The sequence below is a fragment of the Streptococcus taoyuanensis genome, assembly GCF_029589235.1.
Lineage (GTDB): Bacteria > Bacillota > Bacilli > Lactobacillales > Streptococcaceae > Streptococcus > Streptococcus taoyuanensis.
This window is the reverse complement of the sequence record NZ_JARQVW010000004.1, coordinates 23,388-45,837: the sequence shown is the minus strand read 5'-3', so window position 1 is coordinate 45,837 and position 22,450 is coordinate 23,388. Positions and strand designations below refer to the sequence as shown.

Below are 22,450 nucleotides of genomic sequence, written 5' to 3'. Positions count from 1 at the left end.
GTGGTTGACAAATTATATAGGCTAGTGGGATAGCCAAAAGGAGAATAATATGAAAAAGGTAACATTCGTAGCAATTGTAACACTCACACTATTCTTGACTGGGTGCAGTCAAAATGGACCAGATACAGACAAAAGTCAAGAAGAAACAACTGAGCAAGTAGCTACAGAGCAAAGCTCTGAAAAGTCGAAAAAAGAAAAGGCTTGGGAGTTGGTCGAAAAGGCCAAAGCTAAAAGCAAAGAAGAAAATCAAGGCGAGGAGCAATACAGAAAGGCTACTGGGCACGTTAGCACGGTTAGACCGCTACTGGATCAGTTTGCGAACTCTTATAAACAATGGCTTGAGTCAAGTCAAATGGAAGTTTACTATCGTAGCGATAGGGTCGCAGTATTGCTACCTGTTGGATCGTCCGAACTCACAAATGATCAGTTACATCAAACCGCAGACGGCCTGCTTAAAATCAAAAACGATGTAGAGAAAACGTATAAAATGACTGACGCAAACTTTACCGCACCGCCCGTTTATGTGCATGACAAGGACGAAGTCCAACTTGCGCACGAAGAAAACGGCACGATGATTTACGACAAATAAAATACTTAGCGGGAGCTTATTATAGATTTAGAAAATGCAAGGCTAAAATTACAATGTGAACACTGCAAGAATGACATCATCTTAACATTCCACACGCGCAGATGCCCAAAGTATGGAATGGAATATGATCCAGACGAGGTGAAGCAAATCTTTTATGACTACGAAAGCCATGTAGAGAATAGCAAAGCCACGCAAGTGGGCAATGCTCTCGAAGGTGCTGGGGAAGCTAGGCAAGGGTGCGGAGAAGCTCTCAGCAATTTGGGGTACTTAATCATTATTATCTTACTCTTGATTCCACTACTGAATTTTATTTTTAGTTTAATGTAAAACAAAAAACCGCCCCCCCAAAAACAGGACGGTAGATAGAAAAGATGTTATATATTTAGAACCTAAAACCATATCCGACAGGCTGGGCCACTCAAATATCCAAACGACACTCGATATGTACACACACTTAAACGATAGACAGTGGTCAGATGTTGCAGATTGCTTATTAAAATTTCTTGAAGCGTAGTCAAAAACGTAGTCAACACACCAAAACCCTTGATACACAAGGGTTTTTATTTTTATACCAAAAAAGAAGCACGAACGCACTTCTTTTCCTAGTTCTAGGTCCTGAATTCTCCAATTTTAATCAGGATTTTCTTCTGTTGGATTTTCAGGCTTATTAGGGATCACTTTTAAGAGATAATAGGTGATAAAAATCGTCAAAGCCCCTAGAGCAAGCTTCACCCAAATAATCTGTGCCAGAAAGATCGAAATCCCCATCAGAATGTAGATCTGAAGAAGGATCCATTTCTTCCGTTCTTTGGCAATCGATTTGGTCTCTCGGTAATCCGCTACATAGGTTTGATAAAGCTTGGTTTGGTAGAGCCACTCTTCAAAGCGTTTGGAACTTTTAGCAAAGCAGGCCATCGATAGCAGTAAAAAGGGAGTCGTCGGTAAAATCGGTAATGGAATCCCAATAATTCCTAATCCCAAAGACATAAAACCAATCGTAAGATAAACAAGGCGCATTTACTTCTCCTTTGTATGATTCCTTTTTGTTATCATTCCGCAAACATCATATCGGATAGTTGAAGCTTCATCTTAGATGGATCTGACATTCCATCCACAATCCTCTGTTGTTCCTCATTCAATGGCAACAATATCAAAGTTGCTGAATGAGATGGTAATTCGCCGCTATCCTTGATGAAATAACTTACCTTTTGATTATCAAAAATAGTCTTTCCATCATAAGACCAAGAAATTGAAAAATTCAAATCTTTCTTGATATCCACATCTGTCTTATTGACCAACATGAGCGCTGCTCTTCCTTCAGATACAGCCCCAGTATAGTAGACTACCATATGACCTTCACTACCAACTTCAGGATGTTCCTTAACCAATTTTCTTCCTAGCTCGATGAGATCAGACGTCTTTCCTTCATATTGAGGGGCCACCACAAATTTCAAACCTTTTTCTTCTTTATCTTTAGAAGACTCTGATACTTTTGTTTCCTTCGTCGTTTGATTGGAAGTCGACTCTTTCGTATCTTGCATAGACTGACTACAAGCAGTTAAAGCAACCAAACTAGCTAGTAATAACATCATTTTTTTCATTTATTATCTCTCCTCTACTCTCGTGACTCTCACTCAGAATTCGTTCTTTCCTATCATACACGAATTTTGGGTAAAGAGCAAATTCAGTACTAGATATAGATTTCCTCAAATAGGCATATAAAAAACCACCCGCAGGTGGTTTTCCATCTTATATCTTCGTCAATGGAGTTGCGGTATCTGGTGAGGTGTCTAACACCTCAAAATCATGGCCAACAGCTAGATCTGCTCGAGCCAGTTGATTCTCCATGGTCATATGGGCCAATTCTTTGATATTGTTCTCTTTTGACAAATGCCCCAGATAAATCTTCTTGGTACGATTTCCCAAGGTTCGGATCATGGCATCTGCACCATCTTCGTTAGAAAGGTGGCCTAGGTCTGACAAGATCCGCTGCTTCAAGCGCCAAGCATACGAACCTGCTCGAAGGATCTCTACATCATGGTTGGACTCAATCAGATAGCCATCCGCATCCGCGACGATTCCTGCCAAGCGGTCGCTCACATAGCCCGTATCCGTCAGCATGACGAAGCTCTTGCCATCCTTCATAAAGCGATAGAATTGAGGGGCAGCAGCATCGTGACTGACCCCAAAACTTTCGATATCGATATCGCCAAATGTCTTGGTCTTCCCCATTTCAAAAATGTGCTTTTGAGCATCATCGACCTTGCCTAGATACTTGGTGCCTTCCATAGCCTTCCAAGTTGCTTCATTAGCATATAGATCCATGCCATATTTCCGCGCTAAAACACCCACACCATGAATATGGTCTGAGTGTTCGTGCGTAATCAAAATGGCATCTAAGTCTTCTGGTTTGCGATCAATTTCAGCCAATAGTCCCGTAATCTTTTTCCCTGATAACCCTGCATCAATAAGCAGTTTTTTCTTTGGCGTCTCAAGGTAGAAAGAATTCCCACTAGAACCTGAAGCTAAAATACTATACTTAAATCCCTCTTCTGTCATTGACTCCTTATTCTTCCTCTTCTGTATCCCAGTCGTCTTTAATAGCGTCTTTATCGTACGGCAAGACAATGGTAAAGGTAGATCCCTTGCCATATTCACTCTTGGCCCAAATAAAGCCTTTGTGTTGCTTAACGATCTCCTTAGCAATGGCTAAGCCCAGACCAGTCCCACCTTGGGCCCGGCTACGCGCCTTATCCACTCGGTAAAAGCGATCAAAAATGCGCGGCAAGTCTTTCTTGGGAATCCCCAAGCCCTCATCTGAGATGGAGATAATCAACTGGGCGTCTGTCGTTTTCATCCCTACCTTGATCTTTCCACCATCAGGTGAGTACTTGATGGCATTGTTCAAGATATTGTCGATCACCTGGGTCATTTTATCCGTATCAATTTCCACCCAGATCGGAGTGATCGGGTATTCCCGGATCAGTTCATACTTCTTGGTATCTTCTTGCGATTGACTCTTGATCTTATCAAAGCGGTTCAAAATAAAGGTGATAAAGGCCGTAAAGTTGGTCAACTCGATCTCCAACTGACTAGTTTCATTGTCGATTCGAGAAAGACTCAAAAGATCTGTGACCATGCGCATCATGCGGTTGGTTTCATTGAGTGAAACCTTGACAAAATCTGGTGCTACTGGCTCTGACAAAGCGCCATCGTCTAGGGCTTCCAGATAGGATTTCACACTGGTCAAGGGAGTCCGCAATTCATGGCTCACATTGGAGACAAAGAGGCGACGTTCCCGCTCTTCCTTGTCCTGCTCTGTCGTATCGTGCAAGACAGCTACCAGACCAGAGATAAAACCTGACTCACGACGAATCAAGGCAAAGCGCACACGAAGACTTATGTATTCCCCATTTTCATCCTGGGAATCGATGGTCAACTCTGGTACTTCTGTAATCAAGCTTCGTAGATCATAGTCATCTCCAAGCGAAAGCAAATCCAGAATACTGGTATTGAGCACCTCATCTGGATTGACATTCAATTGCTTGGCGGCCATTTCATTGACCATGATGATCTGACCACGTCTATTGGTCGCAAGCACCCCATCTGTCATGTAAGAAAGGATACTGGTCAAACGCTTGGTTTCTTGTTCCAAGTTTTCATGCGTCAGGCGAATAACCTCAGACAGATCATTGATACTGTTGGTCATATCGGTCAGTTCTGGACTCCCTTGCATGTCGACCACTTCAGAATAGTCCCCTGCAATCAGATCCTTAATTTTGGCGTTTAATTGTCTGAGCTTAATATTGTCCCTACGGTTTTCTAACAAAAGCAAGGCTACCACAATGATAAACCCAACCGTAATTAGAACAAAGACAAAGTTCGACGACATTACAAATTGTTTTAGTTGATCAATCATTGTTTCTCATATAATATCCAACACCACGACGGGTCAAGATATATTCTGGACGTCCCGGTGTGTCCTCGATTTTTTCACGCAACCGACGAACCGTCACGTCTACTGTCCGAACATCACCAAAGTAATCATAGCCCCACACCGTCTCAAGAAGGTGCTCACGAGTCATCACTTGACCGACATGGGTCGCAAGGTGATAGAGCAATTCAAATTCGCGATGGGTCAAGTCCAATTCTTTGTTGCCTTTTTGAACCAAGAAGGCATCTGGAAGAATGTGAAGATCACCAATGACAATTTCCGTATCGGCCTCATTTTCAAGCTGAGGATCAGCCGCAAACTCAGAACGACGCAACAAGGCTTTCACACGCGCTTGCAATTCCCGATTCGAGAAGGGTTTGGTGACATAGTCATCCGCCCCGATTTCAAGCCCAATGACCTTATCAAATTCCGTATCCTTAGCAGATAGGACAATGATCGGCACATTGCTAGTCTTACGAATCGTCCGCGCCACTTCCAAGCCATCAATCTCTGGCAACATCAAATCTAGAATAATGATATCCGGATTTTCAGCCACAAAGACCTCTAAAGCTTCCCGACCATCAAAGGCTGTCAATACCTCATAGCCTTCTTTTGCCATGTTAAATTTGATAATATCTGAAATTGGTTTTTCATCATCAACTACTAATATTTTTTTCATCTTACATACCCGTTTCTAATGCTACTTTTCCTTATCAATCTCTATCTTCTTATTATATCAAACTTATGAAGAAATGTGGAGTCTCAATTGCTGGACTTTCCAATAAGACAAAGCAAAAAGACTGAGATCGTTACATCTCAATCTTTTTATTTTTTCATTATTTCTCAACACGTGATTTGTTGGCGATATCAGCTAGGATTCCTGCTACATACTCATCATGTTTAAACATTAAAACGGTATCTACTTTCAGAGGAGATATCGTTTTTCTTCTTCGGATAAGGATACAAAAATTTCTGCCTTCACTATCTTTTAAATTAATTGATTTCTTCAGAGAAAGACTGTAAAATTTTTGATATAATGTCAAGGATGGACTGATGGATAGTTAAAAGATAATGTTCAAAAAAATCATAGGTAAGAATTAAAAACATGTCAGTTTGGACAGAAGGCTCTCTACCATCATCCATGCAGAAACAAGATTATATGAAATAAAAGGAGTAACCAATGTCCGGAAACTATTCAACACGTGAATTCCGCGAGAAACTATATGATGACCTTCATGTTCGATTAAGAGATACAGTGATTTTGATGTGTGCGATTTTTATTGCCTCTATAGGTCTAAATATGAATTCAACAGCTGTCATTATTGGAGCCATGCTGATTTCCCCTCTTATGACACCGATTGTTGGACTGGGATTCGGTTTAGCTATTTTTGATACGCGTTTAATCAAGCAATCTCTAGAGGTTTTATTTACTCAAGTATTGGTCAGTTTGCTTGTCTCGACTCTGTATTTCTGGATTACTCCCTTATCTTATGCAAGTAGCGAGTTGATTGCACGAACCTCTCCAACCATTTGGGATGTTCTCATTGCTATTGCTGGTGGGATAGCAGGTGTAATTGGTTCAAGGAAAAAAGAAGCAAACAATATCGTGCCTGGCGTAGCCATTGCAACAGCTTTGATGCCACCTATCTGTACTGCAGGCTATGGTTTAGCTAATGGAAATGTGCGATTTTTATTCGGGGCTCTCTATCTTTTCTTGATTAACTGTGTCTTTATCATGCTAACCAATATTGTTGGAACAAGAATTTTAATGAGAAAATCTCCCTTAAGTTCATTTAAAGAGCTAAACATTAAAATGAAAATTGGCTTGATATCCTTGATTGTATTATTGGTTCTTCCAGCCAGCTATTCAGCAGTCACTCTGACGATGGATCAAGCACGAAAAGAAGGGATTAAACAGTTTGTAGGCAAAGAGTTCTCTAATCATACGATCATTAATCAAGTCTACAAGTCAAGTAGCAATGAATTAGTCTTGACAGTTGTTGGAGATCCGATTTCAGAAGAAGAATTAGAAACAATTCGCCAAAAGCAAGCCTCTTACGGTATTCAATCTGTTCAATTGAAAGTCAATCAAGTCCATAATTCGACAAAATTAGATAGTGAGATGACCAAGGAATTTTATGAAACCATTAACAAGTATATCGATCAAAAACTCTCTGAAAAAGATTCTCAAAAAGATCTCGTAAAAGAAAATGAAGCAGACAAGGACTGAGGATAGTGAACTTATCTAACTCGAGGAAGCAAATCTTGGGAGGATATCCTATATCCAAAAGTTAGTGGATAGAAAGGATTGTTGATGAGGATACTATTTGTGGTGGTTTGACAGATCACTACTAGCTCAGCTTAATCAAAATGTAAAAAAGCAACAACTATTTCAGTTGTTGCTTTTTAGGTGGCTGAGATTTTGTTCTAGGTTAAATGGTTTATTTCTCAACACGGGATTTATTTGCAATATCTGCAAGAATCAATTCTACAAATGCATCCACTGACATGGTTTCTGTTTCTTTTTGACCATAACGACGTACGTTTACAGCCTTGTCTTCCATTTCCTTGTCACCAACAATCAATTGGTAAGGAATTTTTTGAGTTTGTGAAGCACGGATCTTGAACTGCATTTTTTCATTGCGTTCATCCACATCTGCACGAACACCACAGTCACGAAGTTTCTTAGCCACTTCCCAAGCATAGTCCACGTGTTTTTCGTTCGATACTGGGATAAGGGTTACTTGGTGAGGAGCAAGCCAGGTTGGGAAAGCTCCCTTGTAGTTTTCAATCAAGATCGCAGTAAAGCGTTCCATCGTTGAGATAACCCCACGGTGGATCATGACTGGACGGTGTTCTTCTCCGTCTGCTCCGATGTAATGAAGATCAAAGCGTTCTGGAAGCAAGAAGTCCAATTGGATAGTTGAAAGAGTTTCTTCTTTACCAAGAGCTGTTTTCACTTGGATATCCAATTTTGGTCCGTAGAAGGCTGCTTCTCCTTCAGCTTCATAGTACTCAACACCCATATCATCAACGGCTGCTTTCAACATGCGTTGCGCATTTTCCCACATTTCATCGTTGTCAAAGTATTTGTGTTTGTCTTCAGGATCACGATAAGACAAGCGGAAACGGTAATCCGTCAAGTTAAAGTCTTCATACACATCGATGATCAATTGAAGGATCTTCTTGAATTCTTCCTCGATTTGTTCTGGAGCCACAAAAGTATGACCATCATTCAGAGACATTTCACGGACACGTTGAAGACCAGTCAAAGCACCTGATTTTTCATAACGGTGCATCATCCCAATTTCAGCGATACGGATTGGCAATTCACGGTAAGAATGCACATGGTGTTTGTAGACTTCAATGTGGTGAGGGCAGTTCATTGGACGAAGAACAAACTCTTCTCCATCCCCCATATCCATTGGTGGGAACATGTCTTCGCGGTAGTGATCCCAGTGACCTGAAGTTTTATAAAGTTCTACAGAAGCAATTGGTGGAGTGTAGACGTGTTGGTAGCCCGCAGCGACTTCCTTGTCTACGATGTAGCGTTCCAACTCACGACGGATGGTCGCACCATTTGGCAACCAGAAGGGAAGCCCTTGACCAACTTCTTGAGAAATCATGAACAAATCAAGCTCTTTCCCAAGTTTACGGTGGTCACGCTCTTTAGCTTCTTCACGCATTTGAAGGTAGTTCTTCAAGTCTTTCTTGTCGAACCAAGCAGTACCGTAGATCCGTTGCATCATCGCATTGTCGCTATTTCCACGCCAGTAAGCACCAGCAACGTTCAGAAGGTGGAAGATTTGGATGCGACCAGTTGATGGGACGTGTGGTCCACGGCAAAGGTCAACGTATTCACCTTGACGGTAGATGGTCAACCCACCTTCGTCTTCTGAATGTTCTTCGATCAATTCTAATTTGTACGGATCATTTTTGAAGATTTCACGCGCTTCATCTTTGGTCACTTCTTCACGAACAGATGGGAAGTTTTCTTTCACGATTTTCTTCATTTCTTCTTCGATACGAGGAAGGTCTTCGTTAGAGATTTGACCAGCTTGGTTGTCTGTATCGTAGTAGAAACCATCTTCAATCGCTGGACCAACACCCAAGTGGATATCTGGGAAGAGGCGACGAGCTGCTTGGGCAAACAAGTGAGCTGCTGAGTGACGCAAGATTGGAAGAGCGTCTTCGTGATCAGGTGTCACGATTTCAATGCTTCCATCTTCGGTGATGGCACGAGTTGTGTCAATCAATTTGCCGTTGAATTTACCAGCAAGAGCTTTTTTAGCCAAAGAATTGCTGATAGATTGGGCAATTTCAAAAGTAGTAACGCCAGATTCGAATTCACGAACAGCGCCATCTGGGAAAGTAATCTTAATCATGATTTTCTCCTTATAAAGTTTTTAGTAGCTAAATGGGTGGGAGGTGTCTTTGAACATTGGAATCGTCACTCCTTTTGATGTCTTCATGAAGAAATCAAAAAAGCGACCTCCTCGAAAGGACGTCGCAACGTGGTTCCACCTTCATTTATGTTCCTCAAAAAAGAGGGACACCTCTGATTGGCTCTAACGTAGCCACCGTTTTATGTTTGCATAAAAGAATCACGAGTAGTCCCAAACCTATCCTCTACGCGATTTCCAGCCCCACGCGCTCTCTATCAGATTTCCTAGATTTGATATGTCTCTGTCAGTTATTATAGCACGATTGAAAAATTTTGCAAGAAAAAGTTTCATTTTCAATCAAAGAAATGCGTGATTTTACGGATTTTCTTCACTTGTTTGACCGAAGCCTTCATCATCTTCACAGATCCATTGACCGGAAGAGCAATCACCTTGGTCGGGATTTTCACAATGGTCTTAGACATCCGCTTAACCCGACTTTGCTCAGGATTCAAATCATTTGAAAAGTCTTTAGAGATGATTTTATCCAAGTAAAATTCGTAGACCCGACGGCCAAAGGTTGCTGCAGAAATATCATCAATCTTTTCTGCCCACTTGGTCTCATCGATTGGAGGCATCTCCTCAATCGCTTCAAGAATCGCTTGTGCCAGATCACTCTCTTCATAAAAGAGCTTTCCAAACATAGGGTCATCAATCACATGATCGAGATAAGGATTGCCATGAGCGATGATCGGGGTACCACTCGCAATACTCTCTAAATAAGTCAACCCTTGCGTCTCACTCGTTGAAGCTGAAATAAAGAAGTCAGCCGCCTTATAGTAAAGAGCTGTCTCATTTGGTGGGATCATCCCTGTAAAGACAACCGCATCTGAAATCCCCAGTTTCGCCGCTTGTTTTTTCAAATCATCCAAATAAGGACCATCTCCAGCCACGATCAACTTAACTTTTGGATTGACCTTGAGGACATCAGGAAGAGCCGCAATAACAGCCTGAATATTCTTTTCATAAGAAACCCGCGACAGACTCAGTAAAAGCGTTTCATCTTCTGCGACTTCATATTTTTCACGAAGGGCTGCTGTCTCTGTCGGAGTGATTTCTGGTCGGTCAAACTTGGCCAAATCAATCCCTGTCGGAATAATGCGTTTTTCTGCCTTGACCTTGTACTTTTGGAGCAAGTCATAGACGATCTCACTAGGACAGATCACGCCGTCCAGATCATTCATATAACTTCTCACAATGTATTTGACCATACTTGGGCGAATGACCATGCCTCTTGCAATATAGCGGACATAGTCCTCATACTGGGTATGGTAGGTATGAATGACTGGAATCCGCAACTCGCGTCCAATCCACACTCCCAAAAGGCCCAGTGAAAACTCAGTCTGGGTATGGATAATATCCAGCTGGTATTGCTTGGCAATGGCAAGCGCCTTTGAGAAGCCACGATATGCAACGCGGCGGTCCTTAAAGGCGAAGAAAGGCACACTTGGAATCCGAATGATCTGCCAATCTTCATAGCGGTTGACATCTTTATCCGTTGTCGTAAAGATAAAGACCGTGTGACCCAATTTTTCTAATTCTGTTTTGAGCGTCCGAATACTGGTCGCCACTCCCGAAACTTGCGGGAAATAGGTATCTGTAAATAACCCTACACGCATCTTACATCTCCAAAACTGTTTGATAGGCTTCGACCAATTGATAAGCCACTAAGTCGATCGAACGACTTTCAGCGACCTTGTAGCCCGCCTCCCGCTTGTCTACTTGTCCGTTCAAGACCTTGTTCAAGGAATCCACAAATTCGTCTACATTATGGCACAATTCAGAAGACGTCTCGTCGATCCAGCCATTGTATACTGGAATATCCCGCAAGACCGTGTGCTGATGACTGGCCAAGGCTTCCAAAACAACGATTCCTTCTGTTTCTTCATAAGATGGGAAGAAGAAAGCATCTGAACCCGTCATGGCCCCTTGGAAGACCGCTCCCTTGAAGTAGCCAGGGAATTCCACATTACTTGGATGATCCTTTTCCACGATACGACGAATCTTACGCGGAATGATCCATTTGTTGATAGAACCTAGCCAGATAAAGCGCACATCCGGCATGCGACGAGCCACTTCTACGAAATCTTCAATCCCTTTGCGTTTAAAATAAAGCCCTGCACAGATGACAACCTTTTGGCCTTCTTGGATATTAAAATGCTTGCGAAAGACTTCTTCTTTTTTCGGATCCTTCTTGTATTTTTCCAAATCAATTCCATTGGAAACCGCGATAATCGGTGTGGTCACCCCATAAGACTGAATCAGGTGTTTGGAATACTCAGATGGCGTGATCACATAGTCTGCCTTTTGGTACATGTGAGCCAAATACTTCCCAAACAAGGGCGCAAAAAAGTTAGACCCGATAAAGGAATTTTCAAAATCCTCACGGGTTGAATGGCCATGCATGATGACTTTCTTTCCACGACGCTTTGCTGCATGGAGCAAAAGGAAACTCCGTGGGCCATAGGTATTGATATGCACCACATCATAATCTCCTAAAATATCTGTCGTATACGGAATCCCAGCCAAATCCAGCGCATGCATTTGATGCTGCAAGGCTCGACCAATTCCTGATTTTTGTAATACGGATTTTCCTTCTAAATACAGTAAAACTTTCATACTTTCTATTATACCGAAATAAAGAGTGCCCAGCAAGTCTCTACCTGTTTGCAGTATAAAAAAGAGGCTAGAACAGTTCTGTTCGAAATTTAAAATTCTATTTTATTTATATACGGTATACAAAATCCAATTGCGATTCTGTTTTTCCTCAATTTTTGAAAAACCAATACTTGTTAGTAACTGACTAAATTCATGACTTGTACGATAATCTGTCATATGATAATGTATTTTTTCTTTTTCAGAAGCAATTATCAAAGTAGAATTGCTGGACATGACTCTATAAACTTCTTGAAAACTCTTTTTTATATCCTTCCAAAAAATATGGGTCTGAATAGCAAATATTCTATCAAAATAGTTATTTTGATAAGGCATATTCTCCACATTTCCAATCTTAAGTTGGACACTACCTTTTCTTATGGAATCTGAATGAACACGTTGGGCAGTTCTATATGATTCCTTAGAAATATCAATACCATGAATCTCAAGATTTTTATTTAAAGCAAGAAGGTTCTTGATAGTACTCCCGCCACCGTAACCAATTTCTAAAATTCTATAATTATCTGAAATAGTAGTCTGTTTAATCGCCCAAAGACTAAGTTTTTTAAAATAGAATGACCATATTTTTGTGATGACTCTACCAATAAGACCACTAGGTTTTTGAGACTGCTTAATAAGAAATTCAGTTAACATTAAATATCTTCCCTCAATTATTATAAGTTTGAAATATCATTAATTATATTTCAAACTTAATTGTATTGTAAATATCAGATATCGTCAAGAATTAATGAAATAATCTGAGATAAATTTCAAAGTTGTGCTATAATTGATATCAAATGGAGTGTTCAAATGAATCAATATCAAAAAACAACAGAAAAAAAGAAGCAAGCTATTATTCAGTCTGCTCTTTCTTTATTTAAAGAAAAAGGGTTTAAAGAAACAAGTATACAATCAATTGCAAAAGTCGCAGAAGTTTCTCCTGTGTCAATCTACAATTACTTTGATAAGAAAGATAATTTAGTAGCTTTATGTATTAATGAATTGTTTAAAGACATCATACAAGAAGCTGAAAACATTCTACTCAGTAATATAGATTATAAATCAAAATTAAATCAAGCCTTAGCTTTATGTCAGAAAAAAATAAGCCAACAGATTTCTAACTACTTTCAAGAAAAAACGTTAGAGGATCCTACTTTTACGAAACTTATGACAAAAGCGATAGATGAGAAAAAGCGTGAAATATATCGTGCATATATTGAGCTAGGTAAAAATGAAAATATAATTGCTAAAGATTTGTCAACAGAGGTTATATTAAACGTCATGAGTGCTCTCAATAGCACAGGAAATCATCTATCTCCAAATAAAAACATAGAAGACGAAACAAAACAAATTCATCATATTTTGTTGTATGGTATTTTAACAAACTCTAGAACGATTTAATTGTAACTTACACATCAATATTTGAACCAACACTCATTCAATTTCACTTCATCATTACTTATGATTAATGACACATATAAAAAGAAGCTAGAACAGTTCTGTTCTAGCCTCTCAGACTAGTAGACACGTCTTCCCAAGTCGAGACTCTAGTCTACTAATCCTTATTTTTTGGTCGTTCCACGTTGGTTGATCGTATGAGACAACAGTACTTCGCGTTCTTCCAACTCTTCTTTGTGCATGATCTTGGTCAACATACGCATACTAATCGCACCAAGGTCATACAAGGGTTGGCCAATCGTTGATAGATTTGGACGCGTGTAACGAGTTACTTGTGAATCATCACTAGTAATGATTTCAAAGTCTTCTGGTACTTTGATCCCCTTATCAGACAAGCCGTTCAAGAGACCTGCAGCCAATTCATCCCCTGTTACAAAGGCAGCTGTTGCTTTTGACGCAATGATGCGTTCTGCCAAGTTATAACCTTCATCGTAACGGTACTTGGATTCAAACACAAGTCCTTCGCTGTAGCTCAATTTTTTCGCTTTCAAAGCTTCTTTGTAGCCTGTCAAACGAATTTTTCCATTGATATCATCCACCAATGGGCCACTTACAAAAGCAATTTTCTTGTTGTGTTTTGCCAACTGTGTAACAGCATCCACAGTCGCTTGCTTGTAGTCGATATTGACACTTGGTAATTGGTGTTCAACATCCACTGTACCAGCAAGAACAACTGGCGTACGAGAGCGTGAAAATTCTGAGCGAATCTTTTCTGTCAAATGATAGCCCATGAAAATGATCCCATCCACTTGTTTTGAAAAAAGGTTATTTACCACTGAAACTTCTTTGTCATCGTCTTCATCGCTATTTGCAAGAACAATATTGTACTTGTACATTTCAGCAATGTCATCGATCCCCTTAGCCAATGTAGAGAAATAGCTATTCGTGATGTTTGGAATCACAACACCGACTGTTGTGGTTTTCTTGCTAGCAAGACCACGCGCAACAGCATTTGGACGGTAATCCAAGCGTTCGATCACTTCTAAAACTTTTTTACGTGTATTTTCTTTAACGTTTTTATTTCCATTTACTACACGACTAACGGTTGCCATTGAAACCCCTGCTTCACGGGCGACATCATAAATTGTAACTGTATCGTCTGTATTCATAAGATTTCCTTTCATTGTTGAAAATTTCGTTTTCACTCTCTAATTAATCCTATTTTATCACTTATTGTAAACACTTTCAAGCATTTTGGTAAAATTTTGTAAACTCTTGCTTTTTTGGGGAAAATTTGACAAAATAGATCCATAGAAAGAAGGTAGCATTATGTCTAAATTAGATCAAATCGTCGATTTTCTTGAAACTGAAAAAACAGATGTCGCTGTTGTATCCGATCCTGTCACCATCAATTACCTGACTGGATTTTACAGTGATCCCCACGAACGCCAACTCTTCTTGTTCGTCTATACAGACCACGAACCCCTTCTCTTCGTTCCTGCACTTGAAGTGGAACGGGCGACTGCAGTTGTTGATTTCCAAGTGGTTGGCTATGTAGATTCTGAAAACCCTTGGGAAAAGATTAAAGGGGCTATCGCAAAACCCGATGCCAAAACCGTTGCACTTGAATATGATAACTTGATCCTTACCAAATACAATGGCTTGCGTACTGTCTTTGAAAAAGCGGAATTCACTAACTTGACACCACGGATTAACCGGATGCGCTTGATCAAATCTGCTGATGAGATCCAAAAAATGTTGGTGGCTGGTCAATATGCAGATAAGGCTGTCAATATGGGATTCGACGCCATCTCACTGGATAAAACAGAAACTGATATCGTAGCAGAAATCGACTTTGGTATCAAACGCTTGGGTTATGAAATGAGCTTTGAAACCATGGTTTTGACTGGAAATAATGCAGCTAACCCACACGGAATTCCTGGAAGCAACAAAGTCGAAAATGATGCCCTCTTGCTCTTTGACCTTGGCTGTATGGTGAATGGTTATGCGTCTGATATGACTCGTACTGTTGCTGTTGGAAAACCTGATGATTTCAAAAAAGAAATCTACCACTTGACGTTAGAAGCTCAACAAGCAGCCATTAACATGATCAAACCTGGTGTAACAGCACATGACGTAGACCGAGCTGCTCGAAGCGTCATTGAAAAAGCTGGTTATGGTGAGTACTTCAACCACCGCCTCGGACACGGGATCGGAATGGACGTGCATGAATTCCCTTCTATTATGGAAGGAAATGACATGGTACTTGAAGAAGGCATGTGCTTCTCAGTCGAACCAGGAATCTATATTCCAGGTAAAGTCGGTGTCCGTATCGAAGATTGTGGGTACGTCACAAAAGACGGATTTGGACTCTTCACTGAAACCAGCAAAGACTTACTTTACTTTGACTAATCCTTTAGTCGTTTCAATATATAACAAACATCTTGTTTCGTTAATAACTATAAAAAATGAGGCTGGGACAAAAGTCCTAGCCTCTTAATTATCTTTGGATTGTCGAGCAAGACGCAGTGGTTGAGTGGGCTCTACTACGCTAATTTCATCAGCTTTTACAGCCCTACTCAACTGTGCGGAGGTGGGACGACGAAATCGAATTCTAACGAATTACCGATTTCTGTCCCACTCTCTTTTTTCTTATGAAACCGATTCGAGTTTCATTCTTTTCTGCGTATCTTCTACGACGTCTTTTAAAGTGGTTTGGGACATTTCTTTTTCCATAGCAGTCTGAATGTCCTCAAGCTTCCCATCTAAAACATTGTGGATATTGTGGCCAATTGGGCAGGCTGGATTTGGATTGTCATGAAAACCAAATAATTGACCTGTCGAACCTAAGCATTCTACCGCTTGATAGATATCCAGCAGGCTGATCTCATCGGATGCTTTTGCGAGCTCAGCTCCGCCTGTCCCACGCGCTACATGGATCAATCCTGCTTTCTTCAACTGAGACAAGGTCTTTCGAATAATAACAGGGTTCACGCCGACACTTCCTGCCAAAAAATCACTGGTTACTTTTGTTTTTTCTCCTTGTAGAGCAATCATGATCAAGACATGAGTCCCAATGGTAAAGCGACTCGAAATTTGCATAACTTCACTCCTTTCTACCCGTTTTGAAGGTAGAGTCTATTGAACAACCGTCAAGGGACGACTTTCGTTATTCCTATTATACTCTTTTCAGTTGTAATGTCAACAGTTACACTATTGGAAGAAGTCCTCTAGCCAAGCATCGATTTCTCGATCATGACCTTCTCTCTGCTCAATTTCATGAAGGAGCTCATGATTGTGGGTATGATGAATGCCATTGACCAAACTTTCATAATACACTTGGTAATAAGGAAGATGGAGGTCTTTTGCCAGTTGCAGTTCTTTTTGGACATCATAGTCCACCCGTCTAAAATCTACATCTTTTAACCCCATTTGATCAAATTCAAGAATAGCATACATGGCCCGAAGGTCCTTGCGAAGATTCTTTTCCAGAAAGAAAGGCTGACCGATCGAGCCAGGATTGATAATCAGTTCTCCTCCTGTACCATAGCGGAAAAACTGCTGGTGAATGTGTCCGTAGACTGCAATATCACAAGACGGATTTGTCACCAAGCGGTCAAAATCCTTCTGCTCACCAATGTGGATCAATTCGCGACCCCAATTCTTATCAGGTAAGTGGTGGGTAATGCCGATCTTTAAACCTGCGATTTCTCTATGGACTTGCATGGGCATTTTCTGCATGTCTTCAATTTCCTGGGGCGTGATTTCTTCAAGAATATATTGACACTGGCGCATGAGGTAGCGATGACTGGGTCTGGTCTCATCCAACATCCCCCTCATAGCCCGCCAAAGACTATCTTCCCAGTTTCCAAGGACTTTGACCGTAATCGGTAACTCCTCTAACAGCTCCAAGAGGGCCCGTCTCCCTGTCCCCGGCATCAAACTATCTCCCAAGAGCCAATATTCATCCACCTTGGCTTTTCGACTATCCTCTAGGACAGCTTCCAATGCTGTCGTATTTCCATGAATATCTGAAAGTAAAGCAATTTTAGTCATGATCTTCTCCTTCTCTCCATTATAACAAAGAGAAGAAAAACTTCCACCCAAAGGTGAAAGTTTTATGAACATTCCATGCTACCAGAAATGAAAAATAAGGATAGAGATCTTTATTGGACGATATCAGCCACGGGCTTTGTATCTTATAAACGAACACGCCTCCAACTCTTTGTATCTTAGTCTACTGATTTGAGAGCTTCGAGCATGTCTACTTTTCGGAGATAATGGTCAACATAAATTCCTAACAGGAGCAAGAGAAGGAGCATTCCTCCGACAGGAAAGAGAAAAACGCTAAGTCCCACTTTAGGGTAAAAGAGAATGGCATCTGGTGCAATCATTGCAATGAGGAATTGATGAAGATAATAACCACCCACTAATCCCATGAGGATCCCTATGATAGACAATAAGATGGTTTCGCGGTAAATATAGAGCGTCACTTCCTTATTATGGAATCCTAAGACCTTAATGGTCGATAATTCACGGATCCGCTCTGCCACATTGATATTGGTTAAATTATACAAGATCACGATAGCTAGCAAGATCGATACGACTACTAGAATCATCATAGTGGTGTCCAAAGATTTGGCAACTGAGTTAAAGAGGGAAATCATCGAAGCGTTCTGACGAACCGCCTTCACAGCTGCAAGATTCATCATATCCCGACTAACAGCCTGCACTTGTCGTGTAGAAGGATTTTTCAACTGCAGCAAATAGCTATTTGCTGAAGTCCGCTTTCCGTAGATTTTTTGGTAACTTGCCTGATCCATATAGACAAAATGGCCTACATAATTTTCAGTGATTCCTGCTACCGTAAAAGTATGGCCATCTAAGGTCAGTCGATCACCGACTGTAACCCGGGCTAGTTGTGCTAGTTTACTACTGATGATAACCCCTTTCTTGAGAGACAAGGGCTCTCCTTGCTTGAGAGAACGCAAGCTGACAAAGGGAGAAAAATCTGCACGATTTGTAACCATCATCGTAATGGTCTGCTTGTCGCGTCCACCCTTTAAAGATGCTTCGATGACCTTACTATAGATCGGTCGATAATCTTTGATATCTGATTTTTCCAGACGATTGGTTAGTTCCTTGCTTTCTTGGCTTGATGCATTCGTTTTTTTGGCTACAATCAACTCATATGATAAGATCTCTTGAAATTGGCGTTTGGGAACCCCTCCTACAGAAGATTGAATCCCTAGCCCTGCGAAGAGAAGAGCAACAGAACCTGCCACTCCAAATATGGTCATCAGCATCCGTTGTTTGTAACGAAAGAGATTACGAGCAGTGACCTTGTGGGTGAAACTCAGACGTTTCCAAATAAAATGGAGACACTCCAGGAAAATCTTCGAACCAGATACCGGTGGTTTGGGCAGTAATAAAAGATTGGCTTCTTCTTTTAATTCCTTACGCGAAACCCAGTAAGCCGGAAGCACACTCGCAACGAAAGACAGTCCGAGCGCAATCAGAGTCATATCCCCATAAAAATACTCTCTGCTCTCTCCAATCACCATCCCTTGCGTGATAATGTTGGAAATGATCCCCGATAGGAAATAATGGCCCAGCAAGGTTCCTAGAAGGGTACCGATCGTCCCTGCAAAGAATCCATAGAGGACAAATTTGAGAATGATGTCCCTGGTACGATAGCCCAGCGCCTTAAATATCCCTGCATTGGTTCGCTCTTCATCGACAAAGCGGGTCATCGTGGTAAAGGTCACCATGGCGGCTACTAGATAAAGAACAACCGGAAAAATATTTCCGACAGCGGAAATACTACTACTAGCATTGCTATACATCAAGTAACCTTGTCCACCTGGCATGGTCTTGCGGTCATAGACATGATAAGTTGGAATTTCCAGCTGATCTCGCTCCCTTTGCGCTTTTTTCAGCTCCTCCTCTTTTTTTGCGAGCTCCGTTTCACCTGCAGTCCAGTCCTTCTTTTTCTGATCAATTTGTTCTTGGGCTTGATGGAGCTTTTCTTGACTGGCTACTTGCTCTTTAGCTGGCAGAAATGGAGCTAATTTCTTGAACTGGGCCTCCTGCAAGTCTAATTGTTTTTGAGCCTGATCGATCTGATTTTTAGCTGACTGGAGTGTTTCCTCGGCACGACTGAGTTCTTTCTGGCCTTTTTGAATCTGCCCATCCGCCTCCTGCTTGAGTCTTTGATAGCGGGCCTTTCCATTGTCTTTCAGAAGTTTTTCTAACTCTTCTTGATGAGCTTTGAGCCCTTTTTGGTAGACTTGCGAAAAAGAATCTAAAGACTTCAGATCATCAAACTGGATCCGCGCCATCGCGGGAAGTTTAGTCGTAAAGACCTCTTTTGAAACTAGTGCATAGGCATCTAGATTTCCACTACCACTCATGGCAGTGCCTAAATTCTTTTGAGACCACATCTCAGAGGATTGAACAAAACCAACAATGGTGAATTGCTTTCGCTTTAAACTAGAGCGCGTTCCAGCCTTTTCTTCAAGTGTGAGGGTATCCCCTATCTGATAGCGATCCTCCCAAAAACTTGCTAGGGCCAGTTCCCCTTCTTTTTGGGGCAGGCGCCCCTTGGTCACACGAAAAGAAGAAAGACTTTTTGGGGCAGAAAAGAGTCGAATTGCCTTTCCTGTTCCTTTCACTGTCAAATCCAGCAGGGAACCAAATTCGACACGCGCTCCTTTGACTCCTAAAAGTTCCTCTTGGTCTGCCTGGTCTAATCCCAAGTCCCCCATGACAGCAAGATCTAGCATTTTTTGTTGCTGAATAAACTGGTTAGCCGTTCGGTGCATATTTGGAGTAGTCACCTTTAAGCCAACCAAGGCCAAGCTTCCCAATAACATCAAGGTTAAGATGGAGAGAAAACGTCCTTTTGAATGTGTAAAGGAAGCAAATAGATCCTTCCAATAGACTTTTCGTTTCATGCTACCACCTCTTCTAATATTCTAGCGTAGCAATATCTTGAGGAAGCTCATTGATTTCTACCGACTTGACCTTGGCATCATGCATGCGAATCACACGGTCTGCAATCGGAGCTAGGGCACCATTATGGGTTACGATGATGACCGTCGCTCCCTTTTTTCGAGACATATCCTGTAAAATCCCCAATACTTGCTTACCCGTCTGGTAATCCAAGGCTCCCGTCGGCTCATCACAAAGGAGAATTTTAGGGTTTTTAGCCACTGCCCGAGCGATCGCCACCCGTTGTTGCTCTCCCCCTGACAATTGGGCAGGAAAATTATCAAGACGATTGCCAAGTCCTACTTCTTTTAAAACAGCTTCCGGATCTAGAGCATCAGAAACAATTTCTGAAGCCAACTCAACATTCTCCTTAGCTGTCAAATTAGGGACCAAATTATAAAATTGAAAGACAAAACCAACATCATCTCGTCGATAATTGGTTCGTTGATGGGCATTGAGCTTTGCAATATCCACCCCATCAATCAGAACCTGCCCCTCGTCATTGGTGTCCATCCCTCCTAAGATATTGAGAACCGTTGATTTTCCAGCTCCTGACGCCCCTAAAATAATGACCAGCTCGCCTTTTTCAATCTCAAAGGAAACATCCTGGTTAGCGAAAATCTCTGTCTCTCCACTCGTATAGCGCTTGTAACAATGCTGCATTTCGATGAAGGCCATTTCCTCTCCTCCCTCCTACTTCCTATCTATATTATAGTCCTTTTCTGATAGATTACAAAGAAATCGAGGTAGTAGAAAACAAGGTTATCCTAAATTATCATGAACTATTATAAATTTTATGCTATAATTAGAGACAAATTTGATTTATTCTTAGAAAGAAGGCTCATTGTGAGTTTACAACAGTTTGAAAGGAAATCACTTCAAGAAATCAACCAATCTATTGACGTGCCAAAAGGGATCCCTTTTTGGAAGACTCTCCTGCTCTTTTCAGGGCCAGGAAGTCTAGTAGCTGTCGGCTATATGGATCCGGGAAACTGGATTACTAGTGTCGTTGGAGGGGCCCAATACCGCTACCTCCTCTTATCAGTGGTTCTTCTCTCGTCTTTAATCGCCATGCAGTTGCAACAAATGGCTGGTAAACTAGGGATTGTCCATCGTAAGGATCTGGCCCAAACAACCGCCCATCATTTACCAAAATGGCTTCGCTATACCCTTTGGATTGTGATTGAGCTTGCCTTGATGGCGACAGATTTAGCGGAAGTCATCGGATCAGGGATTGCCCTCCACCTTCTTTTTGGCTGGCCCTTGCTCTTTTCTATCCTGATCACCATCTTTGATGTCTTCCTATTACTGGGGCTCATGCATCTAGGATTTCGAAAGATCGAGGCCATCGTATCAACCTTGATCCTCACGATCCTTGCAATTTTTGGCTATCTGGTTTTCCTATCGAAACCTGATATCGGAGGAATCTTCGCTGGCTTCCTGCCTCAAAAAGAGGTGCTAGGAATTGGGCTTCCAAAAGGAAATGAAGCCTTAACCTTGGCGCTTGGGATCATCGGTGCAACCGTAATGCCCCACAACCTCTATCTCCACTCTTCCATTTCGCAAACGCGAAAAGTCGATTACAAGGATCCAGCAGATATCAAACGGGCAGTGCGCTTTATGACCTGGGATTCAAATATTGAATTGAGCTTGGCCTTTGTCGTCAACTCCCTCCTCTTGATTCTTGGAGCGGCCCTCTTCTTTGGTCACGGAGATAAGATCGGTGCTTTCTCTAGCATGTACAACGCCCTCAAGGATAACCATATTGCCGGTGCTATCGCTAGTCCCTTCTTATCCACCCTCTTTGCCATCGCTTTGTTAGCCAGTGGTCAAAATTCAACCATTACTGGGACCCTAACCGGTCAAATCGTTATGGAAGGTTTCTTGAGATTCCGCTTACCACAATGGGTCGTTCGTCTCATGACTCGGATCATTGCCCTTCTTCCTGTCATCATCGTTGCGATCTTATTTGGAGATCAGGAACATGTCCTTGATGACCTTCTGGTTTATTCTCAAGTCTTCCTATCAGCGGCTCTTCCATTCTCCATCTTCCCTCTGGTTTATTTCACCTCCAACAAGGAAATCATGGGAGAGCATGTCAATGCGAAGTGGAACACTTTCTTAGGCTATCTCGTTGCGATTGTCTTAACCATCTTAAATTTCAATTTGATCGTGACAACTTTTATCAAATAAAGAGAGAGTGGGACAGAAATCGGTAATTCGTTAGAATTCGATTTCGTCGTCCCACCTCCGCACAGTTGAGTAGGGCTGTAAAAGCTGATGAAATCAGCGTAGTAGAGCCCACTCAACCACTGCGTCTTGCTCGACAATCCAAAAATAATTGAGAGACTAGGACTTTTGTCCCAGCCTCTTTTTATTTATTACACTCCCTTTTCCATCTTGCTCCTCCTTTTCCTAAAAATTTCCTGACCATTTTTT

19 protein-coding genes are annotated in these 22,450 nt (G+C 41.5%); 5 read left to right on the top strand and 14 right to left on the bottom strand.

Annotation, left to right across the window (positions count from 1 at the left end; genetic code table 11):
- The first annotated feature begins 49 nt into the window (after positions 1 to 49).
- On the top strand, positions 50 to 589 hold the full coding sequence (locus P5Y91_RS04415; RefSeq protein ID WP_118396655.1) for a hypothetical protein: 540 nt from the start codon (positions 50 to 52) through the stop codon (positions 587 to 589).
- Positions 590 to 1,219: 630 nt separating this feature from the next.
- Here the strand turns inward: P5Y91_RS04415 and P5Y91_RS04410 are convergent.
- From P5Y91_RS04410 to yycF, 5 genes are all read right to left on the bottom strand, one after another.
- Positions 1,220 to 1,606: a YbaN family protein gene (locus tag P5Y91_RS04410; RefSeq protein WP_118227950.1), complete on the bottom strand. Its 387-nt coding sequence runs from the start codon at positions 1,604 to 1,606 to the stop codon at positions 1,220 to 1,222.
- A gap of 32 nt (positions 1,607 to 1,638) precedes the next feature.
- On the bottom strand, positions 1,639 to 2,190 hold the full coding sequence (locus P5Y91_RS04405) for a putative periplasmic lipoprotein (RefSeq protein WP_118227949.1): 552 nt from the start codon (positions 2,188 to 2,190) through the stop codon (positions 1,639 to 1,641).
- 148 nt (positions 2,191 to 2,338) lie between these two features.
- Positions 2,339 to 3,148 (bottom strand): exodeoxyribonuclease WalJ, encoded by an 810-nt coding sequence (gene walJ / locus P5Y91_RS04400; protein ID WP_023918725.1) that lies wholly within the window; start codon positions 3,146 to 3,148, stop codon positions 2,339 to 2,341.
- Between the two features lie 7 nt (positions 3,149 to 3,155).
- Positions 3,156 to 4,508, bottom strand: a complete 1,353-nt coding sequence (gene vicK, locus P5Y91_RS04395; protein WP_118227948.1) for a cell wall metabolism sensor histidine kinase VicK — start codon at positions 4,506 to 4,508, stop codon at positions 3,156 to 3,158.
- Entirely contained in the window at positions 4,501 to 5,202 is a 702-nt protein-coding gene (gene yycF, locus P5Y91_RS04390; protein WP_118396652.1) for a response regulator YycF, read from the bottom strand. Before yycF ends, vicK begins: the two co-directional genes overlap by 8 nt.
- 501 nt (positions 5,203 to 5,703) lie before the next feature.
- Between yycF and P5Y91_RS04385 the strand changes: the two genes are divergently transcribed.
- Positions 5,704 to 6,753 (top strand): TIGR00341 family protein, encoded by a 1,050-nt coding sequence (locus tag P5Y91_RS04385; RefSeq protein ID WP_118227947.1) that lies wholly within the window; start codon positions 5,704 to 5,706, stop codon positions 6,751 to 6,753.
- 211 nt (positions 6,754 to 6,964) lie between these two features.
- Here the strand turns inward: P5Y91_RS04385 and thrS are convergent, their stop codons facing one another.
- From thrS to P5Y91_RS04365, 4 genes are all read right to left on the bottom strand, one after another.
- On the bottom strand, positions 6,965 to 8,908 hold the full coding sequence (gene thrS, locus P5Y91_RS04380) for a threonine--tRNA ligase (protein ID WP_277839041.1): 1,944 nt from the start codon (positions 8,906 to 8,908) through the stop codon (positions 6,965 to 6,967).
- A gap of 353 nt (positions 8,909 to 9,261) precedes the next feature.
- A complete protein-coding gene (locus P5Y91_RS04375) occupies positions 9,262 to 10,584 on the bottom strand; it encodes a glycosyltransferase family 4 protein (RefSeq protein WP_021153617.1) in 1,323 nt (440 codons plus the stop codon).
- A 1-nt stretch (position 10,585) separates the two neighbouring features.
- Positions 10,586 to 11,584 carry an LTA glycolipid anchor biosynthesis glycosyltransferase, IagA/BgsA family gene (locus tag P5Y91_RS04370; RefSeq protein ID WP_003008161.1) on the bottom strand — a complete coding sequence of 333 codons (999 nt, stop codon included), beginning with the start codon at positions 11,582 to 11,584 and terminating at the stop codon, positions 10,586 to 10,588.
- Between the two features lie 102 nt (positions 11,585 to 11,686).
- On the bottom strand, positions 11,687 to 12,274 hold the full coding sequence (locus tag P5Y91_RS04365) for a class I SAM-dependent methyltransferase (protein ID WP_021153618.1): 588 nt from the start codon (positions 12,272 to 12,274) through the stop codon (positions 11,687 to 11,689).
- 156 nt (positions 12,275 to 12,430) lie between these two features.
- On the opposite strand from P5Y91_RS04365, the gene P5Y91_RS04360 reads away from it, so the two are divergent.
- Positions 12,431 to 13,021 (top strand): TetR/AcrR family transcriptional regulator, encoded by a 591-nt coding sequence (locus tag P5Y91_RS04360; RefSeq protein ID WP_024055141.1) that lies wholly within the window; start codon positions 12,431 to 12,433, stop codon positions 13,019 to 13,021.
- Positions 13,022 to 13,182: 161 nt separating this feature from the next.
- On the opposite strand, the gene ccpA is transcribed toward P5Y91_RS04360, so the two are convergent.
- The gene (gene ccpA, locus P5Y91_RS04355; protein WP_003005429.1) at positions 13,183 to 14,187 is read right to left on the bottom strand and encodes a catabolite control protein A; all 1,005 of its coding nucleotides are present in this window, start codon (positions 14,185 to 14,187) and stop codon (positions 13,183 to 13,185) included.
- 160 nt (positions 14,188 to 14,347) lie between these two features.
- On the opposite strand from ccpA, the gene P5Y91_RS04350 reads away from it, so the two are divergent.
- Complete coding sequence (locus tag P5Y91_RS04350; RefSeq protein ID WP_021153620.1) at positions 14,348 to 15,430, top strand: M24 family metallopeptidase; 1,083 nt, start codon at positions 14,348 to 14,350, stop codon at positions 15,428 to 15,430.
- Positions 15,431 to 15,670: 240 nt separating this feature from the next.
- Here the strand turns inward: P5Y91_RS04350 and P5Y91_RS04345 are convergent, their stop codons facing one another.
- The 4 genes from P5Y91_RS04345 to P5Y91_RS04330 all read right to left on the bottom strand — a co-directional run bounded on the left by P5Y91_RS04345 (position 15,671) and on the right by P5Y91_RS04330 (position 20,689).
- Complete coding sequence (locus P5Y91_RS04345; RefSeq protein WP_150906398.1) at positions 15,671 to 16,120, bottom strand: Rrf2 family transcriptional regulator; 450 nt, start codon at positions 16,118 to 16,120, stop codon at positions 15,671 to 15,673.
- 111 nt (positions 16,121 to 16,231) lie between these two features.
- On the bottom strand, positions 16,232 to 17,074 hold the full coding sequence (locus P5Y91_RS04340) for a metallophosphoesterase family protein (protein WP_129824040.1): 843 nt from the start codon (positions 17,072 to 17,074) through the stop codon (positions 16,232 to 16,234).
- A 176-nt stretch (positions 17,075 to 17,250) separates the two neighbouring features.
- Positions 17,251 to 19,974, bottom strand: coding sequence for an FtsX-like permease family protein (locus P5Y91_RS04335; protein ID WP_277839039.1), 2,724 nt, complete (start codon positions 19,972 to 19,974; stop codon positions 17,251 to 17,253).
- A 13-nt stretch (positions 19,975 to 19,987) separates the two neighbouring features.
- Positions 19,988 to 20,689 (bottom strand): ABC transporter ATP-binding protein, encoded by a 702-nt coding sequence (locus P5Y91_RS04330; RefSeq protein WP_277839038.1) that lies wholly within the window; start codon positions 20,687 to 20,689, stop codon positions 19,988 to 19,990.
- Positions 20,690 to 20,857: 168 nt separating this feature from the next.
- Between P5Y91_RS04330 and P5Y91_RS04325 the strand changes: the two genes are divergently transcribed.
- Positions 20,858 to 22,204, top strand: a complete 1,347-nt coding sequence (locus P5Y91_RS04325; RefSeq protein WP_003013089.1) for an Nramp family divalent metal transporter — start codon at positions 20,858 to 20,860, stop codon at positions 22,202 to 22,204.
- Positions 22,205 to 22,450: the final 246 nt, after the last annotated feature.